General features: G+C 60.8%; 25 protein-coding genes, 2 tRNA genes and 1 pseudogene. 15 read left to right on the forward strand and 13 right to left on the reverse strand.

Features of this window, described 5'->3' with window-relative positions:
- The 6 genes from pal to nadA all read left to right on the forward strand — a co-directional run bounded on the left by pal (nt 1) and on the right by nadA (nt 4,260).
- A complete protein-coding gene (gene pal, locus AAHM40_RS02140) occupies nt 1-498 on the forward strand; it encodes a peptidoglycan-associated lipoprotein Pal (protein WP_028627602.1) in 498 nt (165 codons plus the stop codon).
- A 6-nt stretch (nt 499-504) separates the two neighbouring features.
- Nucleotides 505-1,329 carry a tol-pal system protein YbgF gene (gene ybgF, locus AAHM40_RS02145; RefSeq protein WP_137822567.1) on the forward strand — a complete coding sequence of 275 codons (825 nt, stop codon included), beginning with the start codon at nt 505-507 and terminating at the stop codon, nt 1,327-1,329.
- 126 nt (nt 1,330-1,455) lie between these two features.
- Complete coding sequence (gene queE / locus AAHM40_RS02150) at nt 1,456-2,103, forward strand: 7-carboxy-7-deazaguanine synthase QueE (protein WP_342243218.1); 648 nt, start codon at nt 1,456-1,458, stop codon at nt 2,101-2,103.
- A 71-nt stretch (nt 2,104-2,174) separates the two neighbouring features.
- Nucleotides 2,175-2,849, forward strand: a complete 675-nt coding sequence (gene queC, locus AAHM40_RS02155; protein ID WP_342243219.1) for a 7-cyano-7-deazaguanine synthase QueC — start codon at nt 2,175-2,177, stop codon at nt 2,847-2,849.
- Between the two features lie 58 nt (nt 2,850-2,907).
- A tRNA-Lys gene (locus AAHM40_RS02160) sits at nt 2,908-2,983 on the forward strand.
- Nucleotides 2,984-3,201: 218 nt separating this feature from the next.
- Nucleotides 3,202-4,260 (forward strand): quinolinate synthase NadA, encoded by a 1,059-nt coding sequence (gene nadA / locus AAHM40_RS02165; RefSeq protein ID WP_274800743.1) that lies wholly within the window; start codon nt 3,202-3,204, stop codon nt 4,258-4,260.
- A gap of 74 nt (nt 4,261-4,334) precedes the next feature.
- On the opposite strand, the gene AAHM40_RS02170 is transcribed toward nadA, so the two are convergent.
- Nucleotides 4,335-5,768, reverse strand: coding sequence for a M48 family metalloprotease (locus AAHM40_RS02170; RefSeq protein ID WP_342243220.1), 1,434 nt, complete (start codon nt 5,766-5,768; stop codon nt 4,335-4,337).
- A gap of 156 nt (nt 5,769-5,924) precedes the next feature.
- Here AAHM40_RS02170 and AAHM40_RS02175 point away from each other — a divergent pair, with 156 nt between their 5' ends.
- Both AAHM40_RS02175 and AAHM40_RS02180 read left to right on the forward strand, forming a co-directional pair.
- Nucleotides 5,925-6,176, forward strand: coding sequence for a sulfurtransferase TusA family protein (locus AAHM40_RS02175; RefSeq protein WP_028627608.1), 252 nt, complete (start codon nt 5,925-5,927; stop codon nt 6,174-6,176).
- A gap of 37 nt (nt 6,177-6,213) precedes the next feature.
- A complete protein-coding gene (locus AAHM40_RS02180) occupies nt 6,214-7,284 on the forward strand; it encodes an AI-2E family transporter (protein WP_342243221.1) in 1,071 nt (356 codons plus the stop codon).
- Nucleotides 7,285-7,324: 40 nt separating this feature from the next.
- Here AAHM40_RS02180 and AAHM40_RS02185 read toward each other — a convergent pair whose 3' ends face one another.
- Entirely contained in the window at nt 7,325-7,798 is a 474-nt protein-coding gene (locus tag AAHM40_RS02185) for a peroxiredoxin (RefSeq protein WP_342243222.1), read from the reverse strand.
- 13 nt (nt 7,799-7,811) lie between these two features.
- Nucleotides 7,812-8,369: a glycine cleavage system protein R gene (locus tag AAHM40_RS02190; RefSeq protein WP_342243223.1), complete on the reverse strand. Its 558-nt coding sequence runs from the start codon at nt 8,367-8,369 to the stop codon at nt 7,812-7,814.
- Nucleotides 8,370-8,545: 176 nt separating this feature from the next.
- On the opposite strand from AAHM40_RS02190, the gene dapA reads away from it, so the two are divergent.
- From dapA to AAHM40_RS02210, 4 genes are all read left to right on the forward strand, one after another.
- Nucleotides 8,546-9,424 carry a 4-hydroxy-tetrahydrodipicolinate synthase gene (dapA, locus tag AAHM40_RS02195; RefSeq protein ID WP_342243224.1) on the forward strand — a complete coding sequence of 293 codons (879 nt, stop codon included), beginning with the start codon at nt 8,546-8,548 and terminating at the stop codon, nt 9,422-9,424.
- A gap of 19 nt (nt 9,425-9,443) precedes the next feature.
- A complete protein-coding gene (gene bamC, locus AAHM40_RS02200; RefSeq protein ID WP_342243225.1) occupies nt 9,444-10,562 on the forward strand; it encodes an outer membrane protein assembly factor BamC in 1,119 nt (372 codons plus the stop codon).
- Nucleotides 10,563-10,649: 87 nt separating this feature from the next.
- Entirely contained in the window at nt 10,650-11,519 is an 870-nt protein-coding gene (locus AAHM40_RS02205; RefSeq protein ID WP_342243226.1) for a phosphoribosylaminoimidazolesuccinocarboxamide synthase, read from the forward strand.
- Between the two features lie 159 nt (nt 11,520-11,678).
- Nucleotides 11,679-11,768, forward strand: a tRNA-Ser gene (locus AAHM40_RS02210).
- Nucleotides 11,769-11,861: 93 nt separating this feature from the next.
- On the opposite strand, the gene AAHM40_RS02215 is transcribed toward AAHM40_RS02210, so the two are convergent.
- Entirely contained in the window at nt 11,862-12,710 is an 849-nt protein-coding gene (locus tag AAHM40_RS02215; RefSeq protein WP_342243227.1) for a hypothetical protein, read from the reverse strand.
- Nucleotides 12,711-12,853: 143 nt separating this feature from the next.
- On the opposite strand from AAHM40_RS02215, the gene AAHM40_RS02220 reads away from it, so the two are divergent.
- Complete coding sequence (locus AAHM40_RS02220; RefSeq protein WP_342243228.1) at nt 12,854-13,213, forward strand: Rap1a/Tai family immunity protein; 360 nt, start codon at nt 12,854-12,856, stop codon at nt 13,211-13,213.
- 222 nt (nt 13,214-13,435) lie between these two features.
- On the opposite strand, the gene AAHM40_RS02225 is transcribed toward AAHM40_RS02220, so the two are convergent.
- The 7 genes and pseudogenes from AAHM40_RS02225 to AAHM40_RS02255 form a co-directional block, all read right to left on the reverse strand.
- Nucleotides 13,436-14,002, reverse strand: coding sequence for a recombinase family protein (locus AAHM40_RS02225; protein WP_342243229.1), 567 nt, complete (start codon nt 14,000-14,002; stop codon nt 13,436-13,438).
- Nucleotides 14,003-14,188: 186 nt separating this feature from the next.
- On the reverse strand, nt 14,189-14,626 hold the full coding sequence (locus tag AAHM40_RS02230; protein ID WP_342243230.1) for a PH domain-containing protein: 438 nt from the start codon (nt 14,624-14,626) through the stop codon (nt 14,189-14,191).
- Nucleotides 14,627-14,733: 107 nt separating this feature from the next.
- Nucleotides 14,734-15,210 (reverse strand): hypothetical protein, encoded by a 477-nt coding sequence (locus AAHM40_RS02235; RefSeq protein WP_342243231.1) that lies wholly within the window; start codon nt 15,208-15,210, stop codon nt 14,734-14,736.
- Between the two features lie 380 nt (nt 15,211-15,590).
- The gene (locus AAHM40_RS02240) at nt 15,591-17,066 is read right to left on the reverse strand and encodes a site-specific integrase (RefSeq protein WP_342243232.1); all 1,476 of its coding nucleotides are present in this window, start codon (nt 17,064-17,066) and stop codon (nt 15,591-15,593) included.
- A gap of 159 nt (nt 17,067-17,225) precedes the next feature.
- Nucleotides 17,226-17,534 (reverse strand): annotated as a pseudogene (locus AAHM40_RS02245) (tyrosine-type recombinase/integrase); the annotation flags it as partial.
- Between the two features lie 12 nt (nt 17,535-17,546).
- The gene (locus AAHM40_RS02250) at nt 17,547-17,876 is read right to left on the reverse strand and encodes a type II toxin-antitoxin system RelE/ParE family toxin (RefSeq protein WP_342243233.1); all 330 of its coding nucleotides are present in this window, start codon (nt 17,874-17,876) and stop codon (nt 17,547-17,549) included.
- Nucleotides 17,873-18,109, reverse strand: a complete 237-nt coding sequence (locus AAHM40_RS02255; RefSeq protein WP_342243234.1) for a type II toxin-antitoxin system ParD family antitoxin — start codon at nt 18,107-18,109, stop codon at nt 17,873-17,875. Before AAHM40_RS02255 ends, AAHM40_RS02250 begins: the two co-directional genes overlap by 4 nt.
- A 155-nt stretch (nt 18,110-18,264) precedes the next feature.
- Here AAHM40_RS02255 and AAHM40_RS02260 point away from each other — a divergent pair, with 155 nt between their 5' ends.
- Nucleotides 18,265-21,102 (forward strand): 1-acylglycerol-3-phosphate O-acyltransferase, encoded by a 2,838-nt coding sequence (locus AAHM40_RS02260; protein ID WP_342243235.1) that lies wholly within the window; start codon nt 18,265-18,267, stop codon nt 21,100-21,102.
- A gap of 127 nt (nt 21,103-21,229) precedes the next feature.
- Here the strand turns inward: AAHM40_RS02260 and AAHM40_RS02265 are convergent, their stop codons facing one another.
- Nucleotides 21,230-21,616 (reverse strand): hypothetical protein, encoded by a 387-nt coding sequence (locus AAHM40_RS02265; protein WP_342243236.1) that lies wholly within the window; start codon nt 21,614-21,616, stop codon nt 21,230-21,232.
- A gap of 113 nt (nt 21,617-21,729) precedes the next feature.
- Between AAHM40_RS02265 and AAHM40_RS02270 the strand changes: the two genes are divergently transcribed.
- A complete protein-coding gene (locus AAHM40_RS02270) occupies nt 21,730-22,161 on the forward strand; it encodes a hypothetical protein (RefSeq protein WP_342243237.1) in 432 nt (143 codons plus the stop codon).
- Between the two features lie 25 nt (nt 22,162-22,186).
- Here the strand turns inward: AAHM40_RS02270 and AAHM40_RS02275 are convergent, their stop codons facing one another.
- Entirely contained in the window at nt 22,187-22,888 is a 702-nt protein-coding gene (locus AAHM40_RS02275) for an SOS response-associated peptidase (protein WP_342243238.1), read from the reverse strand.
- Nucleotides 22,889-22,962: the final 74 nt, after the last annotated feature.

Raw genomic sequence — 22,962 nt, forward strand, 5'->3', positions numbered from 1 at the left:
ATGGAAATGCTGAAATTCGGCAAATTTGCCGCTCTCGCTCTGGCCATGGCCGTAGCTGTTGGTTGCTCGTCCAAAGGCGGCGAAGGCACCGGTGAAGGCGCTGTTGACCCGAACGCTGGCTACAACGCCGGTGGCAGCGGTGTAGACGGCAGCATGAGCGAAGAAGCCGCTCTGCGCGCTATCACCACCTTCTACTTCGAGTACGACAGCTCCGACCTGAAGCCGGAAGCCATGCGCGCTCTGGACGTACACGCCAAAGACCTGAAGGCCAACGGCAACCGCGTTGTCCTGGAAGGCCACACCGACGAGCGCGGCACCCGCGAGTACAACATGGCTCTGGGTGAGCGTCGTGCCAAGGCTGTTCAGCGCTACCTGGTTCTGCAGGGCGTTTCCCCGGCTCAGGCGGAACTGGTTTCCTACGGCGAAGAGCGTCCGGTTGCCACTGGCAACGACGAGCAGTCCTGGGCGCAAAACCGCCGCGTAGAACTGCGTAAGTAATTTGCTATGCGCAAGTCCAGTCGTGCTTTGACTTTCCTGGCCCTCTCCAGTTTGCCGTTCTCGGCGCTGGCTGAGGTTCCCGTGGTGGATAACAACGCCGGTTACGGCACCAGTTACCCGCCGGCCGGTTACGGCACGACTGGCGCTGCCTACGCCGGGACAGGGGCCCCAGCGGCCCCTGTCTCAGCGCAGGGCGAGCTGTTCATGCAGCTCCAACAAATGCAGGAAGAGATTGCTCGCCTGCGCGGCATGCTCGAGGAGCAGCAGTACGAGATCCAGCGCCTGAAACAGGAAAGCCTGGAGCGTTACCAGGACCTCGACCGCCGTGTTTCCGGTGGTGCCGCCGCCGGCGCACCGGTAGCCCCGAATTCTCCTGCCGCTGGCGCACCCGCCGCCAACGGCGCCCCGGCCGCTCCCGCGCAGCAACCGGCTGCCAGCAGCGAACCGGGCGACCCCGCGAAGGAAAAACTCTACTACGACGCGGCCTTCGACCTGATCAAGCAGAAAGATTTCGATAAGGCCAGCCAGGCCTTCAACGCTTTCCTGCGCAAGTACCCCAATAGCCAATATGCTGGTAACGCGCAGTACTGGCTGGGGGAAGTGAACCTCGCCAAAGGCGACCTGCCTGGCGCCAGTCAAGCCTTTGCTCGCGTTGGCCAGGCCTATCCGCAGCATCCGAAGGTGCCGGACTCCCTGTACAAGCTGGCGGATGTCGAGCAACGCCAGGGCAACACTGCCAAGGCCAAGACGATCCTTCAGCAGGTGGTCACTCAGTTTCCCGGCAGTTCCGCTGCGCAACTCGCTCAACGCGACCTGCAACGCCTGCCCTGAGTTCGGACCGCCGAATCACGAAAACCCGCGCCAGCCGCGGGTTTTTTCGTTAGAATCGCCGGCCTCCAACCTTCATTCCCGCAACGGAGGCGGATGGCCTGTTTAGCCGTCACGCCCGTGGCTGATATGCATCAAACCCTGCGAATTACCGAGATTTTCTACTCGTTGCAGGGGGAAACACGTACCGCCGGATTGCCGACGGTTTTCGTGCGCCTGACCGGCTGCCCCCTGCGTTGTCAGTATTGCGATACCGCCTACGCATTCAGCGGCGGCGAGATCATGACGCTCGACGCCATACTCGAACGCGTTGCCGCCTTCAAGCCGCGCTATATCTGCGTCACTGGCGGTGAGCCGCTGGCCCAGCCGAATTGCATCCCGCTGCTGCAGCGCCTGTGCGATGCCGGTTACGAGGTCTCCATTGAAACCAGTGGCGCCCTCGACGTTTCCACCGTGGACCCTCGGGTGAGCAAGGTGGTCGACCTGAAAACCCCCGGTTCAGCCGAGGTCGGTCGCAACCGCTACGAGAACATCGCCTACCTGACGGCCAACGACCAAGTGAAGTTCGTCATCTGCTCCCGCGAGGACTATGACTGGGCGGTGTCCAAGCTGATCGAGTACCGCCTCGACCGGCGCGCCGGTGAGGTGCTGTTCTCTCCCAGTCATAAGGAAGTGAGCGCGCGCGACCTGGCGGACTGGATCGTGGCCGACAACCTGCCGGTGCGTCTGCAGCTGCAGCTGCACAAAATCCTCTGGAACGACGAGCCGGGTCACTGATCCGGCGCGTTTGCGCACCTTGCCTGCCTGTGCCTCGAGTGCACGGCAGGCCGATATCGAGGAATACCCCCATGAGCGAGAAGAAAGCGGTCATTTTGTTATCCGGCGGCCTGGACTCGGCCACAGTGGTCGCCCTGGCCTGCGCCGAGGGTTACGCCTGCTACACCATGAGTTTCGATTACGGGCAGCGTCATCGCGCCGAGCTGAATGCGGCGGAGCGCGTCGCCCGCCAGTTGGGCGTGGTGGAGCACAAGGTGATCGGCCTCAACCTGAATGGCATCGGCGGCTCCGCCCTGACCGACACCTCCATCGACGTGCCGGAGAACCCGACCGAGGGCATCCCGGTCACCTACGTACCAGCACGCAATACCGTCTTCCTATCCCTTGCCCTTGGCTGGGCTGAAGTGCTCGGTGCTCGAGACATCTTCATTGGTGTCAACGCAGTCGACTATTCCGGCTACCCGGATTGCCGCCCCGAGTTCGTCGAAGCCTTCGAGCGCATGGCCAACCTCGCCACCAAGGCCGGCGTCGAGGGGGAGGGCTTCCGTATCCAGGCGCCGCTGCAGAACCTGAGCAAGGCGGAGATCGTCCAGGCCGGTCTGCGTCATGGTGTGGAATATGGGCTGACGGTGTCCTGCTATCAGGCCGACGACGATGGTCGCGCTTGCGGGAAATGTGACAGCTGCAGGCTGCGTGCGGCGGGCTTCGTAGCGGCCGGCGTTCAGGACCCAACGCGCTATCAATAATTTTTTCGAGGAGAGGTGTTGAATTCCTGAATAAAATCAGTATCATGCGCCTCGCGTTGGGTCGTTAGCTCAGTCGGTAGAGCAGTTGGCTTTTAACCAATTGGTCGTAGGTTCGAATCCTACACGACCCACCACTTTCAAAAGCCCGCCTTATCAAGGCGGGCTTTTTCGTTTCCGGGTGGCGAACTTTCTCGTTGAAACTCACCGGTCGCGACAGACGAAAGGTGCTTGCCGCGGCTGTCCCGGCGTCGCCAAATCTGCGTTATCATCCGCGACCCTCCCGTGGCGCAGTGGTCACAGGGGGCGGGTGTATAATCGATTTCGCGCCATCGCGCTCGCAGGTCCAGTTCCTATGACACAGCTTTCCGAACGCTTTCTGGTCCAGGCCCATCTTGCCGCCAAGCAGCCCAAGCAGCTGACGGCCGAGGAGGAAGCGCACTTCCGTGCTGCCATCGCCGCTGAGCTGAAGGCCAGGGATGCCGTGCTGGTTGCGCACTACTACTGCGATCCGGTGATCCAGGCGCTGGCAGAAGAAACCGGTGGCTGCGTTTCCGACTCCCTGGAAATGGCCCGCTTCGGCAACCAGCATTCGGCACAGACCGTGGTCGTCGCCGGTGTTCGTTTCATGGGCGAGACTGCGAAGATCCTCAACCCGGAAAAGCGCGTGCTGATGCCCACGCTGGAGGCAACCTGCTCGCTGGACCTGGGTTGCCCGGTCGACGAATTCTCGGCCTTCTGTGATCAGCATCCTGAGCGCACTGTGGTTGTCTATGCCAACACTTCGGCGGCGGTCAAAGCCCGAGCCGACTGGGTCGTGACGTCCAGCTGCGCCCTGGAAATCGTCGAGAGCCTGATGGATAACGGCGAAAAGATCATCTGGGCGCCGGACCAGCATCTGGGCCGTTACATCCAGCGCGAAACCGGTGCCGATATGCTGCTCTGGGACGGTGCCTGCATCGTCCACGAAGAGTTCAAGGCCAAGCAGCTGCAGGACATGAAAGCCCTGTACCCGGAGGCTGCTGTGCTGGTCCATCCGGAGTCCCCCGAGGCTGTGATCGATCTGGCCGACGCGGTGGGTTCCACCAGCCAACTGATCAAGGCTGCGCAGACCCTGCCGAACAAGACCTTCATCGTCGCCACCGACCGCGGCATCTTCTACAAGATGCAGCAGCTCTGCCCGGACAAGCAGTTCATCGAAGCCCCCACTGCTGGCAATGGCGCGGCTTGCCGCAGCTGCGCCCACTGCCCGTGGATGGCCATGAATACGCTGGAACGTACCCTGCAGTGCCTGCGCGAGGGCACTAACGAAATATTCGTCGACCCGGCGCTGATCCCACGAGCGGTCAAGCCGCTCAAGCGCATGTTGGACTTCACCCAGGCTGCACGCCTGAAGCAGGCCGGCAACGCCTGATCTACCTCGAAAAAAAGCCCGGACCAGTCCGGGCTTTTTCGTTTCTAAGTGGGCGTTGGTCTACATCACGAGATTCAGCGCATCATCTGCTTGAGCATCTTCTGCTGTTGAACCAGCTCTTGCTGGCGCGCGTCGATGCGCGCGGCCAGCGGGAAGTTGCCGCTGGCGCGGCGCTTGGCGAAATCCAATTGCTCAATGGCCTGGTCGAAGTCGCCCACCAAGGCGAAGTATTCGGCGCGCGCCTGGTGGAGGCCGATGGTATTGCCAGCCAGGCCGCGTACCTCGGCGACCTGGTACCACACGTCCGGATCGTTCGGTCGGCTCTTGAGCAAGCCATCGAGTACCTTCTCGGCGTCTTTCGGCTTGCTTTGCTTGAGCAGGAGGTCACTACGCATCTGCTTCAGCGGGTAGTTGTTGGGGTACTGGCCGAGCAGGCGGTCGACGCGTTGTTGGGCGTCCGCTATTCGGTTGGCTGTGATGTCCAGGTCCACCTGGGCCAGGTTGTAGACGATTTCGTTCGGCGCTTTGGCCAGCAGCGGAGCCAGGTTCTCCTTGGCCTGGTTGAGCTGGCCCCCCTTGATCTGGGCAATGGCCAGGCCGTAACGAGCCGCGTCCAGTTTAGGATCTTCGTCGAGCATGGCGCGGAAGCGCTTGGCGGCGATGCCCGGGGTTTCCTCGAACATCAATTGAACACGGGCGCGCATCAACTGATAGCGCAGGCTGTTCTCGACGCCACCGGGCGGTAGTTGTTCGGCACGGTTGCGGGTGTCGGCAATCCGGTTTTCGGTCACCGGGTGCGTGAGGAGGAATTCCGGCGGCTTGGCGTCATAGCGGTACTGGCGCATCAGGCGTTCGAACATTCGCGGCATGGCGCGTGGGTCATACCCGGCCTTCTCGAGGTTGAGCAGGCCGATACGGTCGGCTTCCTGTTCATTCTGTCGGGAGAATCGACGCTGTTCCTGGATGGCAGCGGCCTGGGTGCCCATGATGGCCGCCATGCCAGCGTCACCGGCACCGGCTGCAGCGGCAACGATGCCAGCGAGCATGGCGGCCATCACCGGTATCTGCATGCGCTGCTGGGCCTCGACGCCACGTGCGAAATGGCGCTGCGACAAGTGCGCCAGTTCGTGAGCCAGTACCGAGGCGTACTCGGACTCGGTGGGGGCATAGAGGAAGAGGCCGCCGTTGACGCCAATGATGCCGCCAGGTGCCGCGAACGCGTTCAGCTGCGGGCTGTTGAGCAGCACGAACTCCAGGCGTCGGTCTTGCAGCTGACTGGTTTCGGCCAGGCGGTAGACGCTTGTTTCCACGTAGTCCTTGAGCTGCGGGTCATTGAGTTGCGGCACCTGGCCGCGCAGCAGGCTCAGCCAGGCCCGGCCGAGTTGATGTTCCTGCTCCGGGGATACGATGGAAGAGCTGGAGTCCCCAAGCGACGGCAAGTCGTCGGCCATGGTGGGTGGGGCAAGAAGGCAGGCAAGCGTCAGCAGAGTGGGGCGCAGAAGATTCATGCACTGGGCTCGTTGGCGGCAAAGGCGTAACTGTAGCCTCCAGCGCAGCCGGCTGGCCAGCGGCGCTCTGCGTTGGGTATCCTAACCGCCCGCTCAAGTATTTCGCCCTGCGACCTTCCTCGGGCGGCCACCAGGTATCTTCTCCGGAGACTCACCATGACTGACACTGCCAGTCGAACAGATGCTTTCGACGTCGAGTTGGATGCCTGTGGCCTTAACTGCCCCTTGCCCTTGCTCAAGGCCAAGCTCGAGCTGAATCGCCTTCCCAGTGGCGCCGTTCTAAAGGTGATTGCCACCGACGCCGGATCCCAGCGCGATTTCCGCGCCTTCGCGCAATTGGCCGGGCACCAGTTGTTGCGCGAAGAGGTCGAAGACGGCGTATTCCGCTACTGGCTGCGCAAGGCCTGACCCTGGCCCCATATAGCGGGCCATCAAAGGATCTCCGATGCTCAAGGTGCTTCGCGACTGGATCCAGCGCTACTTCTCCGATGAAGAGGCTGTGGTGCTGGCTGTGGTCCTGGTTCTCGGCTTCACGGCCGTTCTTACCCTCGGCAACATGCTGGCGCCCGTGCTGGCGGGGATGGTGCTGGCTTTCCTCATGCAGGGGCTGGTCAACCTGCTGGAGCGTTTGCAATTGCCGCAGACCCTGGCGGTGTGGGTCGTTTTCACGCTGTTCATCGGCGTCCTGGCGCTGATTCTCGGTGTGCTGCTGCCGCTGCTCTGGCAGCAGCTCAGCACCCTGTTCCAGGAGCTACCGGGCATGCTTGGCGAGTGGCAGTCGCTGCTGCTGCTTCTGCCCGAGCGCTACCCGCACCTGGTAACCGACGAGCAGGTGCTTAAGGCCATCGAGGTCACTCGCAGCGAAGTGGCCAAGTTCGGCCAGTGGGCGCTTACTTTTTCTCTCTCCAGCTTGCCGCTGCTGGTCAACATCATGATCTACCTGGTCCTGGTGCCCATCCTGGTGTTCTTCTTCCTCAAGGACCGCGCATTGATCGGGCGCTGGATCAGCGGCTACCTGCCCAGCGAGCGCGGGCTAATGACCCAAGTCTGGGATGAGGTGAATACCCAGATCGCCAACTACATCCGCGGCAAGGTGATCGAGATCGTCATTTGTGGCGCGGTCACCTATGTGGCCTTCGTCTGGTTGGGGCTCAACTATGCGGCGCTGCTGGCATTGCTGGTGGGGCTTTCGGTTGTGGTGCCTTACATCGGCGCGGTGGTGGTCACGGTGCCGGTGGCACTGATCGCGCTGTTCCAGTGGGGCTGGAGCGACCAGTTCATCTACCTGATGGTGGTCTACACCGTGATCCAGACCTTGGACGGTAATGTGCTGGTGCCGCTGTTGTTCTCCGAGGCGGTAAACCTTCACCCGGTGGCGATTATCTGCGCTGTACTGCTGTTCGGCGGACTGTGGGGCTTCTGGGGCGTGTTCTTCGCGATCCCTCTGGCGACCCTGTTCAAGGCAGTGCTGGACGCCTGGCCCCGTGCAGGGCCGCAGAGTGTGGCACTGCAATGAAAAAGGCCGCGATTGCGGCCTTTTTCGTTGGGGCGGAGCGTCAGCCCTGGTTCAGCGCTTGTGCAGCGGCGAGAACGGCGTCCACGTGGCCTGGCACTTTCACGCGGCGCCATTCCTGGCGCAGCACGCCGTGCGCATCGATCAGGAAGGTGCTGCGATCAACGCCCATGTATTCCTTGCCGTAGAGCTTCTTCAGCTTGATCACGTCGAACAGCTGGCAGAGTGATTCATCCTTGTCGGAGATCAGCTCGAAGGGGAACTCCTGCTTGCACTTGAAGTTCTCGTGGGACTTCATGCCGTCGCGGGAGACACCGAAGATCATTGTGTTCGCTGCCAGGAAGGCCTCGTGCTGGTCGCGAAAGCCCTGACCTTCGGTGGTGCAGCCGGGCGTGCTGTCCTTCGGATAGAAATAGAGCACTACTTGCTTGCCCCTGAGGGCCGACAGGGTGACTTCCAGGCCGCTGGTGGCCTGAACGGTGAAGTCAGTGATGGGGTTATCCAGGGAAACTGCCATGTTTAACGACTCCTCAAGGGTGTTGCGGGCGCCAGGGTTCGATCAGGGCATCCAGGTTCAAGGCGTCAGCGAAGTCAAGGAACTGGTCGCGCAGCCAGCTGATCTGGGTACCGGCGGGCAGGGTCACAGTGATGGTGGCGTTGAGCATGGTGCTGCCGGTCTGTGGCGCCTGATAAGTGTCGCAGGTGAGGTTCTCCAGCTCGACGCGATGATCGACGAAGAACTGGCACAGCTCGTTGAGGATGTCCGGGCGATAAGCGGCACTGACATAGGCCACATAAGGCAGGGCCTGGGGACGTATCTCCATGGCGTTGCTGCGGGTTACGTTGGCGGTGAAACCATGGCGTTTCGACAGCGCCGACAGACCCGCTTCCAGTCGCGCGAGGCCGTCCCAGCTGCCAGAGATCTGCAACACGATGGCGCAGAACTCACCATGGCGGGTCAGGCGGCTGCTGACCACGGCGCAGCGGTTTTCCTGGCTGGCGCGGCACAGCACGTTGGTCAGCTCCGTCGGGTTACGGCCCAGGGCACTGATCAGAAGGAACTGTTCGCGGGGCGGGGTGGTGGACATGCAGCATTCCTAAAGAGGGGAGGGCGGCCGGGGCCGCGCTGTTCAAACGGAGAAGGTTAGCGAAAAGCGGCGCCGAGGGAAATGCTGTAACCGCCTGACGGCGCTTGCGTTCACCTTGTGCAAGGCCAGAGCCGACAGTACCATTACGGCTCTCTTTTTCCGGCAGGAGCGGTTGCATGATTGCGGGCAGTATGGTGGCACTGGTTACGCCCATGGATGCACAGGGTCAATTGGACTGGGACAGCCTTTCCAAGCTCGTTGACTTCCATCTTCAAGAGGGCACCAACGCCATAGTCGCCGTCGGCACCACGGGCGAGTCCGCCACGCTCGACGTCACCGAGCACGTCGAAGTGATCCGCCGCGTCGTCGACCAGGTGAATGGCCGCATCCCGGTGATCGCCGGCACCGGTGGCAATTCCACCCGTGAGTCGATCGAACTCACCGCTGCCGCCAAGAACGTCGGCGCTGACGCGTGCCTGCTGGTGACCCCCTACTACAACAAGCCGACCCAGGAAGGCCTGTACCAGCATTTCCGTCACATCGCCGAAGCCGTGGCCATCCCGCAGATCCTCTACAACGTACCGGGCCGCACCGTGTGCGACATGCTCCCGGAGACCGTCGAGCGCTTGTCCAAGATCAGCAACATCATCGGTATCAAGGAAGCCACTGGCGACCTGCAGCGCGGTCAGGAAGTCCTGAATCGTGTCAGCAAGGATTTCCTCGTCTACTCCGGCGATGACGCCACCGCCGTCGAACTGATGCTGATGGGCGGCAAGGGCAACATCTCGGTAACCGCCAACGTCGCGCCGCGCGCTATGGCCGATCTCTGCGCCGCCGCCATGCGTGGCGAAGCCGAAGCCGCCCGTGCCATCAACGACAAGCTGATGCCGCTGCACAAGGCGCTGTTCATCGAGTCCAACCCCATTCCGGTGAAATTCGCCCTGCACGAAATGGGTCTGATCCCCGACGGCATCCGTCTGCCGTTGACCTGGCTCAGCCCGCGTTGCCACGAGCCTCTGCGCCAAGCCATGCGCCAGACCGGCGTACTGGCCTAATTCCAAGGAAACATTCCGCATGAAGCGACTGGCCGGACTTTCCGCTCTCGCCCTGATCATTTCCAGTACCAGCGGTTGCGGCTGGCTCTGGGGCCAAGATGGCTATTTCCGCGACCGTGGCAGCGACTATCTGGAAGCACGCCAGACCGCACCCATGCAGCTTCCCCCGGATGCTGACGCCAAGCGCCTCGACCCGCTGTTACCGGTGCCGATGAACGTCGCCGACAGCCGTGCCGAAGGCGAATTCGAAGTACCCCGCCCGCAGGCTCTCCAGGCCAAGGGTGAGGTCAGTGACTATAGCCTGCAGAAAAGCGGCGACTCCCGTTGGGTGGTTGCCCAGCGTGTGCCGGCGGAAGTGTGGCCAGTGGCTCGCCAGTTCTTCGAAGACGGCGGATTCCGCATCACCGACGAGCGTCCGCAGACCGGTGAATTCAGTACCGATTGGCAACGCTTCGACCAGCTCTCGGGCCCGCTGGCCCGTCGCCTGGGCAGCCGCGTCAGCGGTGTCGAGCCGGACAGCGAAATCCGCGCTCGCGTGCGTATCGAGCCGGGCGTGCAGCGCAATACCAGCGAAATCTTCGTCCTGACCACCACCCGTCCGGCCGGCAGCTCCGCCGACACCGGCTGGCCGAGCCGTTCCGACAGCCCGAGCCTCGAAGCAGCTCTGCTGGATGAAATGCTCGCGAGCATGGCTCGTAGCGCCGAACAGGGCGGTTCCGTGTCCCTGCTCGCCGCCCGCGACTTCGATGCGCCGAGCCGTGTGAGCCTGTCCGAAGACGGTAACGGCAACCCCATGCTCAGCCTCGGCGCCGACTTCGACCGCTCCTGGTCCAGCGTCGGCCGTGCTCTGGAAACGGGTGACGTTCGTGTCGACGACCTCAACCGCAGCCTGGGTGTCTACTACATCAACCTCGCGGAAGGTGCCTCGAAGGAAGATGAGAAGCCTGGCTTCTTCAGTCGCCTGTGGGGCAGTGATGCCAGCGAGGAAGAGATCGAGGCACGTGCCGAACGTTACCAGGTGCGCCTGACCCGCGTTGGTGACAGCGTGCAGGTCACCGTGGAGAAGGACATCAACACGGTGGCGCCTGCCGATGTGGCGCGCCGCGTGCTGACCCTGATCCAGGAAAACCTCGGCTAATCAGCGCCGCTTGGCGGCGCGACGTGGAAACAACAAGGCGAAACCCCCGGGTTTCGCCTGTTTCGTTTGATAAAGGCGGAAAACGACATGAGCACACCCACCACCCTCAGTCTGAAGAAGATCTACTCGGGCAAGGTCCGTGACCTCTACGAAATCGACGACAAGCGCATGCTGATGGTCGCTACTGACCGCCTTTCCGCGTTTGACGTGATCCTCGATCAGCCGATTCCAGAAAAGGGCAAGATCCTCACCGCCATCTCCAACTTCTGGTTCGACAAGCTCTCCGGTCTAGTGCCTAACCACTTCACTGGCGACAAGGTGGAAGACGTGGTGCCTGCCGCCGAACTGCCCCTGGTGGACGGTCGCGCAGTGGTGGCCAAGCGCCTGAAGCCCGTTGCCGTCGAAGCCATCGTACGTGGCTACATCGTCGGTTCCGGCTGGAAGGAATACCAGAAGACCGGCACCGTCTGCGGTATCCAGCTGCCGGCCGGCCTGAAAGAGGCCTCCAAGCTGCCTCATCCCATCTTCACCCCCTCGACCAAGGCCGCTGTCGGCGACCACGACGAGAACATCTCCTTCGAACAGTGCGAAGCCATCATCGGCAAGGAACTGGCCGCCAAGGTCCGTGACACTGCCATTGCCCTGTACAGCACTGCCGTCGAGTACGCCGCCACCCGCGGCATCATCATCGCTGACACCAAGTTCGAGTTCGGCATCGACGAAGACGGCACCCTGACCCTGATGGACGAAGTGCTGACCCCTGACTCCAGCCGCTTCTGGCCGGTGGAAAGCTACGTCGAAGGCAAGAATCCGCCGAGCTTCGACAAGCAGTTCGTCCGCGACTGGCTGGAATCCACCGGCTGGAACAAGGAACCACCGGCCCCGGCTGTGCCCGCCGACGTCGCGCAGAAGACTGCCGATAAATACCGCGAAGCCCTGACCAAGCTGACTTCCTGAGCCGCGTTTTCTCCCCTCTCCCGTTGGGAGAGGGACTGGGGGTGAGGGATGTATTTTGTCGCTGGGACTACCCATTCTCGCAACCATCTGAAACCACGCGAAAAAATCACGCCCCGGGCTTCGCCAATTGCCACTGAGCTGGTATGATGCGCGCCGTTCGGGAAGATGCCGGAGTGGCCGAACGGGACGGATTCGAAATCCGTTGTGTCAGCAATGGCACCTAGGGTTCAAATCCCTATCTTCCCGCCATATTCAGAAAAGCCCCGTAATTCAATGAGTTACGGGGCTTTTTATTTGCCAGTTGTACGTACCAGTTGTACGTAATCAGCGTATGCGCAAAGGTCAGTCAGTGCTGGCGTCGGTCGGTTTCCTGTGCTGCATCAGGTAATCACGGCCGGCAGCGGTGAGCTGGACAATGGGGGCGCCATCTGCCCGCGTGGGCCTATGGGTCGCAAGCTCCCGCTCGACTAGCACATCCACTGCGTGGCGGACCTCCAAATCGCTAAGCGCCGTTACCAGTGTCAACCAGCCAACGTGCGGGGGCATAAGCGTTGAGCCATTCCCCGCATAAGACAAGACTCTCAACTGTGACGGCGTTAATTCCTGTTTACGCGGATTCGACGACTCAGCAATCCGAGACTGAGCCTGAATTATCGCTGGGGTCGCTCGGACAGAAAAAGCAGCGTGTCTGCTCATAACGTCCTGCTGTCGCAGGTAGTCGCGTCCATTAGCAGTTATGGAAATGGGGTCACTTTTATACCGCTTCTTAAGCACAAATCCCTTTCGTTTGAGCACATCTAGGGATGCCTCAACTTCAGTGAGAGGGAGGTCTGCGACATTTGCGATATCGGTAGGAGTTGGGCCCTGACTCTTTACGCGGGAGTTGTGGAGGTCGGTTGCCCAGAACAGTACACGTTCTTCAGGATCGTTCAACGCGCCACGTTCGGAAAGCTGGCGAAAGAGGTAGGCAGCAGCCAAGACAACCAACGTCAGGACTGGTATCAACGACCAAACAGGCACCGTAACGTCAGCAGAAAGCCAGTCCGTGTGGGTTGCAATCCAATTGCCTACGCCTATGACCCAATCATGTTTGGTGAAATCGGTAAGCGTGTTGATACCGCCAATGACCGCGACCATGAAAACGATGAATGCAATGATCTTGTAGCGCTTCAACCGTTCTAATAACTCCATCCTGCCGTTCCTATCCGTGGGCTGTCATGCGAGTGCAGCAAGGGTAACAGCAAGCCAGTTCCCACACAGCCACCCCGGCCCTACCAGAACCAGCGGGCTTTCTGACACACTGGAAGCATTCAGCCAGTACAAGGGGACGGTAGATGAAAGGAATGTTTGTGGGCTTGATGGCGACGGCTTGGGCTGCTGGGGCAATGGCGGATGGAAACACACTTGTGAGGAATTGCGAAAGTGCGATTCAAATGGCCGGAGGGAAAGCGGGGGGCGATTTGATTGGGGCGGGAAGGTGTCAGGGTTTAGTGGAGGGAACGTTAGACACCGTGTACATGATGGACACTGTGCACAATGCAAAACGGGCGATTTGCTTACCAGAAGGTGTGACGAAACTCCAACTGATTAAAATAACGGTTAAGTACATCAACGATAACCCCAAGCTGCTAAACCAGAATGAATCCTCACTGATTATGCTTGCAGCGTTGGATGCTTTTCCGTGCAACCAATGACCTTTCCACGCCCTGCCCAATCCCCGTCAGAAAAACGGCCCTCTCTCCGGGCTGCTTATCACACCGCAACAGGGGGCTTGCTGGCGTTTGGCTTTTTCAAAATATCGAAGGCTCAGGAACGGCCCTACAAGGCGTTTGCAGCGGCGATTGACTGAGGCGCTACAAACCCCCACGCATAAACAAAAAGCCCGCACTTGGCGGGCTTGGCTGGGGCGTCTGGCGTTACTTATTCCAGTGCCTTTTCACCGTGGCAATGCCAATCTCCATCTTGGCTGCAACTTGGCTCTGAGTGAGTCCGGCGGCCTTGTGGGCTTGTACGGAGGCAGTTGTGTCCGTGGCCACTGGGCGACCTAGCTTCTTCCCTTCCACCTTCGCCCGTATCAAAGCTTCCTTGGTGCGTTCTCGGATTCGATCCCGCTCGAATGCTGCAACGGCGGCCAGCACCGTAAGTTGAAGCTTGCCTGCTGCACTGGTGAGGTCCACACCATCGAGGTCGAGACTCTTCACGTGGATGCTGCGGGAGGCCAGCACTTCGATAGTGGCGAGAACGTCTTGCACGTCACGGCCAAGTCGATCCAGCTTCAACACCGCAAGTGAATCCCCGGCTTCCATCCGATCAACCATCTTGGCGAATTCAGGACGCTGAAGGGCTGGCGTACCCCCGGAGATTTGTTCGGCAAACCAGCGTTGCGGCTGAATGTCGTGAACCTTCTGCTGTAGGGCGATCAGTTGGTTATCCGTGGACTGCTCGTGGGTGGAGACTCGACCGTATGCGAAGGTGCGGCTCATCGTGATCCCTTCCGGTATCAGTTAAGGTGGGATCACAATGTACTGGTATCATCAACCTGTAAACCCGTACTTGGTGATGCCATCCTGATCACCCGATGACTGGTATCAACAAACGGTCGATTGATGATGCGTCTGGATGCGAGGAGGGCCCGCTGAAAGGTCGTGCTTCCAGCGGGTGGGAAGACCCTACACCGAGGCGGGGATGGTCTTGCTCTGCTCGGCTTCTTCCTGCATGTCGAGGAAGGCTCGACGGAAGATCAGCGGATTCGAGATTCCGGGAATTGGTGCTTGAGGATATCCGCCCCCGGAAACCAAGATCGATCCGTAGTTGAAGATTCGACCAAAGATGCTCTGTTTGACCTGTACGCTTTCGATCTTCGACAGGTTGATTTCGATGGACGTGCGGCTAATCAGGCCAGTCTTGGCAATTACGCGTTTATTGGTGATGGCCAGTTCAGTCGTGAAGTAGCGAATCGCGGCGACGATCCAGAACAGAACTCCGATCAGGAGCGTTAGTAGTAGGAAGCCGATAACGATGTGTGGCAGCAGTGACCAAAGGCTGATTCGGCCTTGGTAGATCACCCGCTCTCCCTTGGTAAGTGAACTTTCGACGTAGCTAGCCATGCTTGTCCTCTCGTGCTTAGTATGACGGCGATCCCTGCTGAAGCCGGCGACTGGTTGCCCGGTCTTCGTAGGACGACATGGAAGCATGGCATGCCATTACTCTGCCATCAATCTCCGGCCTCTGCATGTGAGGCCCGCATTTCCTCGAAACAGTTCTTGTTGATTAGCGCGTACCGGTTGACCTTCTCCTTCCCGAAGAAATGCTTCAGGTCGTGTGGCCTGAACTTCAAGATCGCTTCGGCGGTTTGTTCGGCCTTGGCTTGTGAGTACCGGCGGAAGATCACATTCACCGGGACTGAGAACTTCTGTTCGGCCCAGTCGATCAGCTCCGGGGATTTCTGAGTGGTGAGCACCGACAGCCAAGCTTGCTTCGATTTTCCTGTTCCCTTCAGGCTCACCCGGATCAGGAATGGTTGATTCGGGAACTTGCGGCTTAGGCCCTGCTTGAAGCTTGCGGCGTCCTCGATTAGCTGATGGCTGTCGTCAGGATTCTGGTAGAAGACGGAATACTGGTAGGTCCAGATGCCAGCCAGTAACTGATCCACGTACTTCCGTTTGGTCTTGTCTTCGCTGGACTCACTCATTCACTACAACCCTTACTACTAATCGAACATCTCTTCCTATACTGCGGCTGCTTCGCCGCATCATCGCCCCCGCCAGAAATCCACGCAGCCAGCACCAGCACTGACGTGGCCTGCACTAATCGGGATGGGAAATCCTACCGGGATTTACCTGCTTTTACATTACTTGTGCGGTAACAGGGAGGAAGGAACGGCCTTGCTTGGTCTCGTGATTCGGAGAACTGCATGGTCTGTGCGTTCTGGCTGCTCGTGCTGGAATCCTAGTTGATAACGAATGGCGACCTAGGCCCTGATAACACATTGTTTTAAATGGATTTAAATGGCCTCAGGATGCGATATGAGGGTTCTCTGCGGGGTGGTGGTGGGGGAGCGCAGGGCTTGGGTTATTCGTTGCGTACAGAGCGATTTAGGAGGTCTGGGTGAAGCTTTGCCACAGCGGCGGCCTTCTGCTTCATGCTCGGGCCTTGGGAGTACACGTCAAACGTCACAGTGCCCGTTTCGTGGCCAACGATGGCGGCCAAGGTGATCCCTGCCACGTCCGCCCGGTGTAACTCAGTGATGAAGAACATGCGGATGCTGTGGAAAACGAACTGCCGTCCGTACTCCATGGCGGTCTTCAACCTTCCAAACGCCTTGCTGTAGAGGTCGGAGCGGACGCCGTACTTGTTCCCGTTCGTGCTGGGTATCAGGTAACCGTCTTTCGAATCTGCAGCCAGCCGCTCTACCAATTCGACAATGTCGGGGTGGATGGGGATTTCCCGAATACCAGCTTCCGTCTTGGAATCGTTGATGGACAGGGCGGGGATGCCCTCCACGGTGATGATGCTCTCAACCCGCAATTGGCACAGTTCCTCGATACGGGCTCCGGTGTAGGCCCCAAGGGCGATCAGGTCGGGGAGGTGGGTGTTCTTCGACTCCTTCGCTGCCGCGTACAATCCAGCAAGCTGTTCGGCGGTGAACGCCTTCCGCTTGGCGTCAGCGGCAGCTTTACCCCGGAGGGTGGGCAATATGTGATCCTCGAACGGATTCGGCTTGCCCTTGTAGTCCTCACGCCAGCGACTGTCGTACTTGATTGCCCATTGCCAGAACTGGCTGCCAGCCCACACGTACTGCTTCTTTGTTTTTGGCTGGACGGTGAGGCTGTCCAACCACGCTGCCACCGTGTCGAAGTTCAGCGGCAAGCCTTCAGCATTGAGGTAAGCGGACAGGACGGCCAGCTTGCTTGCTTGAATATCGAGAGACTTCTTGCCCAAGCCTTGCCGTTCGCCGTGAGCTTTGAACGACTCCAGACGGGCAGGGGTGAGCGGGGACTTCGGCTTGTACGATGCGGGGTTGTTTACCAAGGAGGTGAGTTCGGTGGACTGGTCGGAGCTGAGCGTGTGCTTCGTCCTCATCTGGCGTTCAAGGAGCATCAGTGCGGTTTGTGCCAAGTCGTCCTCAAGCTTCACCCGCCCTACCATGCCTTCTGAAGCACGAAAAGCCATGAGCTTTCGCAGTTGCTCAATAGCTCCGCTGGCTTTCAAGCTGGCCATCACTGCGGGGTCTACAGGGGGGAGGGGTTGAGCCTGTTCGCCCATGGCTTCCAATTTACCTTGCCGGCGTAACTGGCCAATGGCTGTAGCCGTGGTCACTATTTCCTCCTGCCAACCTTCGGGAAGCTGGCGGGCTGCCCGAAACACTTCAATCTCCGCTTTCCATTGAGCAAGCTGTGCATGACTGGCGGCTAAGGCCTTGTTCCAATCGCCAGTTCTCAACGATTTCGACAGGATGCGGCGTCCGCCGAAGTTGGCTTGAACGTCCTTCGGGATGGCCAGACGCACATGGTAGATGTTGCCTTGCTTCTCCAAATGTCTGGACATTCTGGGTTCCGGGAATGGGGTTGTTGTACGTAGTAAGTGTACGTAATTCCCAGCTGAAAGCCCATAATTACGGCGCTTCAGGGGCTGGGATGCCGTAATCTGATAATCCCTATCTTCCCGCCATATTCAACAGCCTAAACCCCTGAGATTCTTAGAGTTTCAGGGGTTTTTGCTTTCTGGCTTCTGCCAAGTGTCGAAGAAGTGTCGAAAGTCTGCGACCGGGCCGAGCCGAACGGCATCCTGCAAGTGATCCGGCGCCAGGTGCGCATAGCGCATGGTCATCGCCACCGTCGTATGCCCCAGGATTTTCTGCAGGGTCAGGATGTTCCCGCCGTTCATGATGAAGTGACTAGCGAAGGTATGCCGCAGCACGTGTGACGACTGCCCAGCCGGAATGGGTAGACCGGACACCCCCAGCGTCTGGTCGAAGCTGTTGAGGCACTTCGAGAACAGTCCGTGCCGTTTGAAGCCAAGACAGATTTATTTTCTGTCTCCGTCCTGCATCCACGCTGGGATATCCCTCATCCCATGTAGCACCCGCCACACGTCAATATGGTCATCACGCTCGATATAGAAGACCAGGTAGGGATAGCGCTTCAATGTCCAGGAGCGCAGTCCCGGCAGATCGAGCTCGTGGGCATATCGCGATGAGCCCGACTCGGGATGCCGGCTGATGTGCTTATAGGCCCGCTCCAGGGCATCGATAAAGCCGAGTGCGGCCTGCTCGGCTTCTTCCTTCAGGTAGTAGCTGACAGCGTCGTCGATATCCTGATTGGCCAGTGCCCGGGGGATGATGGGCTTTGCCTTCATGCCTTTGCGTTCCGCACCCGGTTGCGCAGTGCCTCGAAGTAGCTGTCATCGGCCGGGGCGGTCGGGGCCGAGGCGGCGCCTTCCAGAAGCAGGTTGCGCAGGCGCTGGCGGTCCTGGTCCTTGCGGATCAGTTCGCGGACATACTCGCTGCTGGTGCCGTAGCCTCGCTGGTTGACCTGGTCATCGACAAAGCTCTTGAGGGCGTCGGGCAGGGAGATGTTCATGGTGCTCATGGGAGTCCACCTTTTGGCAAATTTTGCCAAACAATCTTAGCACCTAGGTCCTGTGGCAAGTGTCGAAGAAGTGTCGAAAGTCTTCGATAATCCGAAAGCGCCAGCATGGGCGCATACTGGAAGGCATCGAGTTTCCTTCCTGGCGAGGGCCTTCGATGTCTCATCCGCCTCCGGTAACCCGCGGCGTTCCTGGCTTCGATGAGGACGCGGAAAAACTGCTCGGAGTTGTCCAGCGCACCGTGGCCGAGTTGCGGCCACAAGCGGCGCCAGGGTTGCGCGTCAGTTTGCACAGCGTGCTGGACCGCGACCTAGGTGTGGACAGTCTGGCGCGGGTCGAGCTCTGGTCGCGTATCGAGCACGAGTTCGGTGTGCGTCTGCCGCAGGAGCTGTTCGCCTCGGCCAGTACGCCCGCTGATGTGCTGCAGGTGCTGCGCAGCCGTTCCATCGGCCGGCCTGGCCAGCCAGCCTCCACGGCAGATCCCGTTGCACCCGAGATCGTCGAGTGGCAGGCCCCGGATACCGCAAGCACCCTGGTCGATGTATTGAACTGGCATGCAGATCATCAGCCAGGGCATACCCATGTGCGCCTGCTGGGTGATGACGACCGCCCCGAGGACATCAGCTACGGCGACTTGCAGCGTGAAGCGCGGCGGGTGGCGGCGGGGCTGCAACGCGGTGGCTTGCGCGCCGGACAAACCGCGGCGCTGATGTTGCCGACCGGCCGCGATTTTCTTCGGGGCTTCTTCGGCATCCTCCTGGCCGGTGGCATCCCGGTGCCCATCTACCCGCCGTTGCGCCTGTCGCAGATCGAGGACCACCTGCGGCGCCAGGCTGGAATCCTGTGCAATGCCGAGGCCAGAGTCCTGGTCACAGTGACGGAGGCGAAGCTGCTCGCCCAGTTGCTTCGGTCCCAGGTTCCGAGCCTTGCGAGAGTCGTCAGCGTGGCCGAGTTGGAGGGCGAGGAACAGGAATGCATGACGCCGACGCGGCTACCCGCAGATATTGCTTTTCTGCAGTACACCTCAGGCAGCACCGGCCAGCCCAAGGGGGTGATGGTGAGTCATGCCAACCTGCTGGCCAACCTTCGCGCTATGGGCACTTCGCTCCAAGTGGGGCCACGGGATGTGTTCGTCAGCTGGTTGCCCATGTACCACGACATGGGGCTGATAGGCGCCTGGCTGGGCAGTCTGTACTACGGCTTCAGCCTCGTGCTGATGTCGCCGCTGGCTTTCCTGGCCAGGCCGGCACGTTGGTTGTGGGAGATCCATCGTTTTCGCGGCACCCTGTCGGCGGCCCCCAACTTCGCCTACGAACTGTGCCTGAGCAAGATCAATGACGCCGAGCTCGAAGGGCTGGACCTGAGCAGTTGGCGCTTGGCCCTCAATGGCGCTGAACCGGTCAACCCGGGCACTTTGCAGCGCTTTGCCGAGCGTTTTGCCCCCTACGGCCTGGAGCCCGGTGCGCTGGCACCGGTCTACGGCCTTGCCGAAGGCACCTTGGGTGTAGCCTTCCCGCCACTGGGGCGTGGGCTGCGGGTCGATCGGGTGCAGCGCGAGGCCTTCCAGGTCCGGGGGCAGGCCCTTACCGCAGAAGTCGACGACGGCGCCACCCTGAGCTTCGCCTCCTGCGGCCGGCCCTTGCCGGGTCACCAACTGCGCATAGTCGATGGCAATGGCATCGAGTTGCCCGAGCGTCGGGAAGGCCGTCTGCAGTTCAGCGGGCCGTCCACCTGCGCCGGTTACTACCGTGCTTCGGAGGAGACTCACAGGGTGCTGCGCGATGGTTGGATGGACTCCCTCGACCTGGCCTACATGGCTGATGGCGAGCTCTACCTCACCGGGCGGTCCAAGGACTTGATCATCCGCGCTGGACGCAACATCTACCCCTACGATGTCGAAGCGGCGGTCGGAGGCCTCGCGGGCCTGCGGAAGGGTTGCATCGCGGTATTCGGCAGCCCGGACCCGGCCACGGGCACCGATCGACTGGTGGTGATGGCAGAAAGTGCCGAGAAGGACCCGGCTGCGCGGCAGCGTTTGCGTCAAGCGATCAATCGAGTGGTGGTCGACCTTACCGGAGTGCCGCCTGACGACATCGTCCTGGCGCCGCCCCGGAGCGTGCTCAAGACCTCCAGCGGCAAGATCCGCCGGGCTGCCTGCCGCGAACTGTACCTGCGTGACGAAGTGGGTCGGCCTGGCCTGGCTCCGTGGCGCCAGGTACTGCGCTTACTGGCGCAGACCCTCCACGGCTATCTCGGCCGTGCTTGGCGATCGGGCCGCAACTTGCCCTACGCCGTCTATATCTGGCTGCTGTTCTGGCTGGTCGCGCCGCTGACCTGGCTGGGCGTGGTGATCCTGCCGCGTGAGCGCTGGTGCCGCGTCTTTACCCAGCTGTCCGCGCGTCTGTTCGTGCGCCTGGCCGGGGTGCCGTTCAGCGTCGAGGGCGTGGAGCACATGCCGAAGAGTGGGCCGAGCGTGCTGGCCGCCAATCATGCCAGCTACCTCGACGGTGTCATCCTCTGCGCGGCGCTGCCGCCGCGGTTCGCCTTCGTTGCCAAGCGCGAGCTGGCCAGCCAGTGGTTCGCGGGCCTGTTCCTGCGCAAGCTCGGCGCGCGCTTCGTCGAGCGCTTCGACCTGCAACGCAGCGTCGCGGACAGTGAGGCCCTGACCGAGGCGCTGGGGTCTGGCCAGGCCCTGGTGTTCTTTCCGGAAGGGACCTTCAGCCGCGCGCAGGGTCTGCGCCCCTTCCACATGGGCGCCTTCATGCTCGCCGCGAATGCTGGTGTTCCCCTGGTACCGGTTGCCATCCGTGGCACGCGCACGGTACTGCGTGATGGCCAGTGGTTCCCGTTGAGGGAAGCGATTCACGTCAGCCTGTGCGCGCCATTGCTGGCGCAAGGGCCCGGCTGGTCGGAGGCTATCAGCCTGCGGGATGCGGCAAGGGCGGAATTGCTGGAGCACCTGGATGAATCGGAACGCGCCCTGAGTTCCGTGTGAGTTTGTGGCGCAGCGAGTCGCTGCCTTTCGAGGCTTGAATCGCTGTCTTCCCGCCATACATGCAAAGCCCCGCAGACGAAGGTCGGCGGGGCTTTTTACTTTCAAAGGACTGAAAAGGCCCAACGCCCTAGGCGCTGGAGCACATCCGCGCCGCATTGATCAGCCGCCCTTTGTCCTGCCAGGCATTGCGCTGGTACACGGAGTAGTGATTCTGGCCTTGGCCGCTGGTGAGTTCGACAAGCCCGTATGCCTTGTCGGGTTCAGTGCTGCCAACGAACAGGAGTGTCTTGCCACTTTCCTCCGTGGTGAAGGTCTGGGCGTCTTGCCGAATACCGTCCTTCACGCAGCTTATGTAGTCAGGATTCGCCCTGGTCGTGATGCCGGAGGTTCCATCACGGCTGGCTCTGATGTCGGGGTTGTGCGTACAGCCTGTTGCGATCAGCAGGGCGGAAAGAAGCGCGAAACTGCCGCTACGGATCAATGCTGACGAGGGGCCAGGGGTCATGTTCTTCATGGCGGTTGCTCCAGGCTGGTGCATTTGGCCGGTCGGTGTGTGGCCGGTTGGCCGTTCGGGCAGGGCGTCTGGGAGCGGAGGTAATCGACGGGAGGGGCGAGAATCCTCCCCCGGTGACCACTGCCTATGTGAATCAAGTGTATTCCCGCCGTTCGCCATTGTTTGGCCGGGCGATTACTGGTCTTGAAAACCGTTTTTCTTTCGCCTCTCCACCAGCCATCGGATTTTTCCTGGAGTTCCTGAGGTTCGTGCGCTATTGCTTATCAAGTGCATCTAGCAATGTGATGCGCCAGGAGCGATTCGTGATCGAACCAGATTACTGGGTGGAGCTGCGTCAGCTCTCTCTGAACGCATCTGCCGCGCATATCGCCATGGTGGCCTTCCTGGAAGAAGCGGCAGTCCCTTGGTCGGATGACCAGATGGCGGATTTTGCGCGGCTCGCGTTGGCTGAGCGGATGGCAATCAGCGCGTACACAACCTGCTGTTCACGCCTTGCGAGTCGAACGTTGGCGCCGGCCCGATTGCGGCTGGCTGTTGGTGAGTAGGCTTTCGTAGGGGTTCTGACTGGCTTCAGGACAGCGGCTCGGACACGACCTCGATCAACCCTTCATCATCATTGCGCACATCATTTACCCGCGTGGACACTGCGCGCCCCACGAAGTCACTGCGCGCCTTGGCCATGGCGCGCTGTACCTGTTCGTCTGTTGTATCGGGCGCCAGCCACAGGTCGAACTGCTCGGGCGCCAGGACCACTGGCATACGATTGTGGATCGCACCGATTGAGGGGGCGGCTTCTCGGGTGAGCAGGGCGCAGGAGGTGATGGGCTGGCCATCCGGGGCGTGCCAGGTGGCCCACATGGCGGCGAATGCCAGCACGGCGTCGTTCGGGCTGAAGAGGTAATAGGGCTGGTGGACCAGCCGGCCGCGGGCGTTGCGGACTTCCTCGCGTGGGTTCCACTCATACCAACCCAGGGCCGGCATCAGGCAGCGCTGGGTGCGCAGGCTCTGTCGCCAAAGGGGCTTGCTGGCGGCTTCTTCGCTGCGGGCATTACAGGACATGGTCGGTGGCTTCGCTTCCTTCCACCAGGCAGGGATCAGGCCCCAGCGGGCGGATGCCAGTTGCAGTTCGCCCTGTTCGTCCAGGCGCAGCATCGGGACGATGCTGGTGGGCGCCACGTTGAAGCTCTGGACCCAGCGTCCGGAGTCGCGGGCGCCGATGTGCCAGTAGTCTTCGATGGCGCGTTCCGAGGGGCTGACATAGCGGCCGCACATGGCAGGTTCCTGTGTCCGGGGATGGATTGAGCATAGGTCCTGCGAAGCCTTGGCAGGGGTGAATGACATGATAT

It is taken from the genome of Pseudomonas sp. OTU5201, from assembly GCF_038440135.1.
GTDB lineage: Bacteria > Pseudomonadota > Gammaproteobacteria > Pseudomonadales > Pseudomonadaceae > Metapseudomonas > Metapseudomonas resinovorans.

What these genes read in the sequence shown, in the direction of transcription:
- pal (WP_028627602.1), top strand. Translation starts at nt 1, where the DNA reads ATGGAAATGCTGAAATTCGGCAAATTTGCCGCTCTCGCTCTGGCCATG.
- ybgF (WP_137822567.1), top strand. Translation starts at nt 505, where the DNA reads ATGCGCAAGTCCAGTCGTGCTTTGACTTTCCTGGCCCTCTCCAGTTTG.
- queE (WP_342243218.1), top strand. Translation starts at nt 1,456, where the DNA reads ATGCATCAAACCCTGCGAATTACCGAGATTTTCTACTCGTTGCAGGGG.
- queC (WP_342243219.1), top strand. Translation starts at nt 2,175, where the DNA reads ATGAGCGAGAAGAAAGCGGTCATTTTGTTATCCGGCGGCCTGGACTCG.
- nadA (WP_274800743.1), top strand. Translation starts at nt 3,202, where the DNA reads ATGACACAGCTTTCCGAACGCTTTCTGGTCCAGGCCCATCTTGCCGCC.
- AAHM40_RS02170 (WP_342243220.1), bottom strand. Translation starts at nt 5,768, where the DNA reads ATGAATCTTCTGCGCCCCACTCTGCTGACGCTTGCCTGCCTTCTTGCC.
- AAHM40_RS02175 (WP_028627608.1), top strand. Translation starts at nt 5,925, where the DNA reads ATGACTGACACTGCCAGTCGAACAGATGCTTTCGACGTCGAGTTGGAT.
- AAHM40_RS02180 (WP_342243221.1), top strand. Translation starts at nt 6,214, where the DNA reads ATGCTCAAGGTGCTTCGCGACTGGATCCAGCGCTACTTCTCCGATGAA.
- AAHM40_RS02185 (WP_342243222.1), bottom strand. Translation starts at nt 7,798, where the DNA reads ATGGCAGTTTCCCTGGATAACCCCATCACTGACTTCACCGTTCAGGCC.
- AAHM40_RS02190 (WP_342243223.1), bottom strand. Translation starts at nt 8,369, where the DNA reads ATGTCCACCACCCCGCCCCGCGAACAGTTCCTTCTGATCAGTGCCCTG.
- dapA (WP_342243224.1), top strand. Translation starts at nt 8,546, where the DNA reads ATGATTGCGGGCAGTATGGTGGCACTGGTTACGCCCATGGATGCACAG.
- bamC (WP_342243225.1), top strand. Translation starts at nt 9,444, where the DNA reads ATGAAGCGACTGGCCGGACTTTCCGCTCTCGCCCTGATCATTTCCAGT.
- AAHM40_RS02205 (WP_342243226.1), top strand. Translation starts at nt 10,650, where the DNA reads ATGAGCACACCCACCACCCTCAGTCTGAAGAAGATCTACTCGGGCAAG.
- AAHM40_RS02215 (WP_342243227.1), bottom strand. Translation starts at nt 12,710, where the DNA reads ATGGAGTTATTAGAACGGTTGAAGCGCTACAAGATCATTGCATTCATC.
- AAHM40_RS02220 (WP_342243228.1), top strand. Translation starts at nt 12,854, where the DNA reads ATGAAAGGAATGTTTGTGGGCTTGATGGCGACGGCTTGGGCTGCTGGG.
- AAHM40_RS02225 (WP_342243229.1), bottom strand. Translation starts at nt 14,002, where the DNA reads ATGAGCCGCACCTTCGCATACGGTCGAGTCTCCACCCACGAGCAGTCC.
- AAHM40_RS02230 (WP_342243230.1), bottom strand. Translation starts at nt 14,626, where the DNA reads ATGGCTAGCTACGTCGAAAGTTCACTTACCAAGGGAGAGCGGGTGATC.
- AAHM40_RS02235 (WP_342243231.1), bottom strand. Translation starts at nt 15,210, where the DNA reads ATGAGTGAGTCCAGCGAAGACAAGACCAAACGGAAGTACGTGGATCAG.
- AAHM40_RS02240 (WP_342243232.1), bottom strand. Translation starts at nt 17,066, where the DNA reads ATGTCCAGACATTTGGAGAAGCAAGGCAACATCTACCATGTGCGTCTG.
- AAHM40_RS02250 (WP_342243233.1), bottom strand. Translation starts at nt 17,876, where the DNA reads ATGAAGGCAAAGCCCATCATCCCCCGGGCACTGGCCAATCAGGATATC.
- AAHM40_RS02255 (WP_342243234.1), bottom strand. Translation starts at nt 18,109, where the DNA reads ATGAGCACCATGAACATCTCCCTGCCCGACGCCCTCAAGAGCTTTGTC.
- AAHM40_RS02260 (WP_342243235.1), top strand. Translation starts at nt 18,265, where the DNA reads ATGTCTCATCCGCCTCCGGTAACCCGCGGCGTTCCTGGCTTCGATGAG.
- AAHM40_RS02265 (WP_342243236.1), bottom strand. Translation starts at nt 21,616, where the DNA reads ATGAAGAACATGACCCCTGGCCCCTCGTCAGCATTGATCCGTAGCGGC.
- AAHM40_RS02275 (WP_342243238.1), bottom strand. Translation starts at nt 22,888, where the DNA reads ATGTGCGGCCGCTATGTCAGCCCCTCGGAACGCGCCATCGAAGACTAC.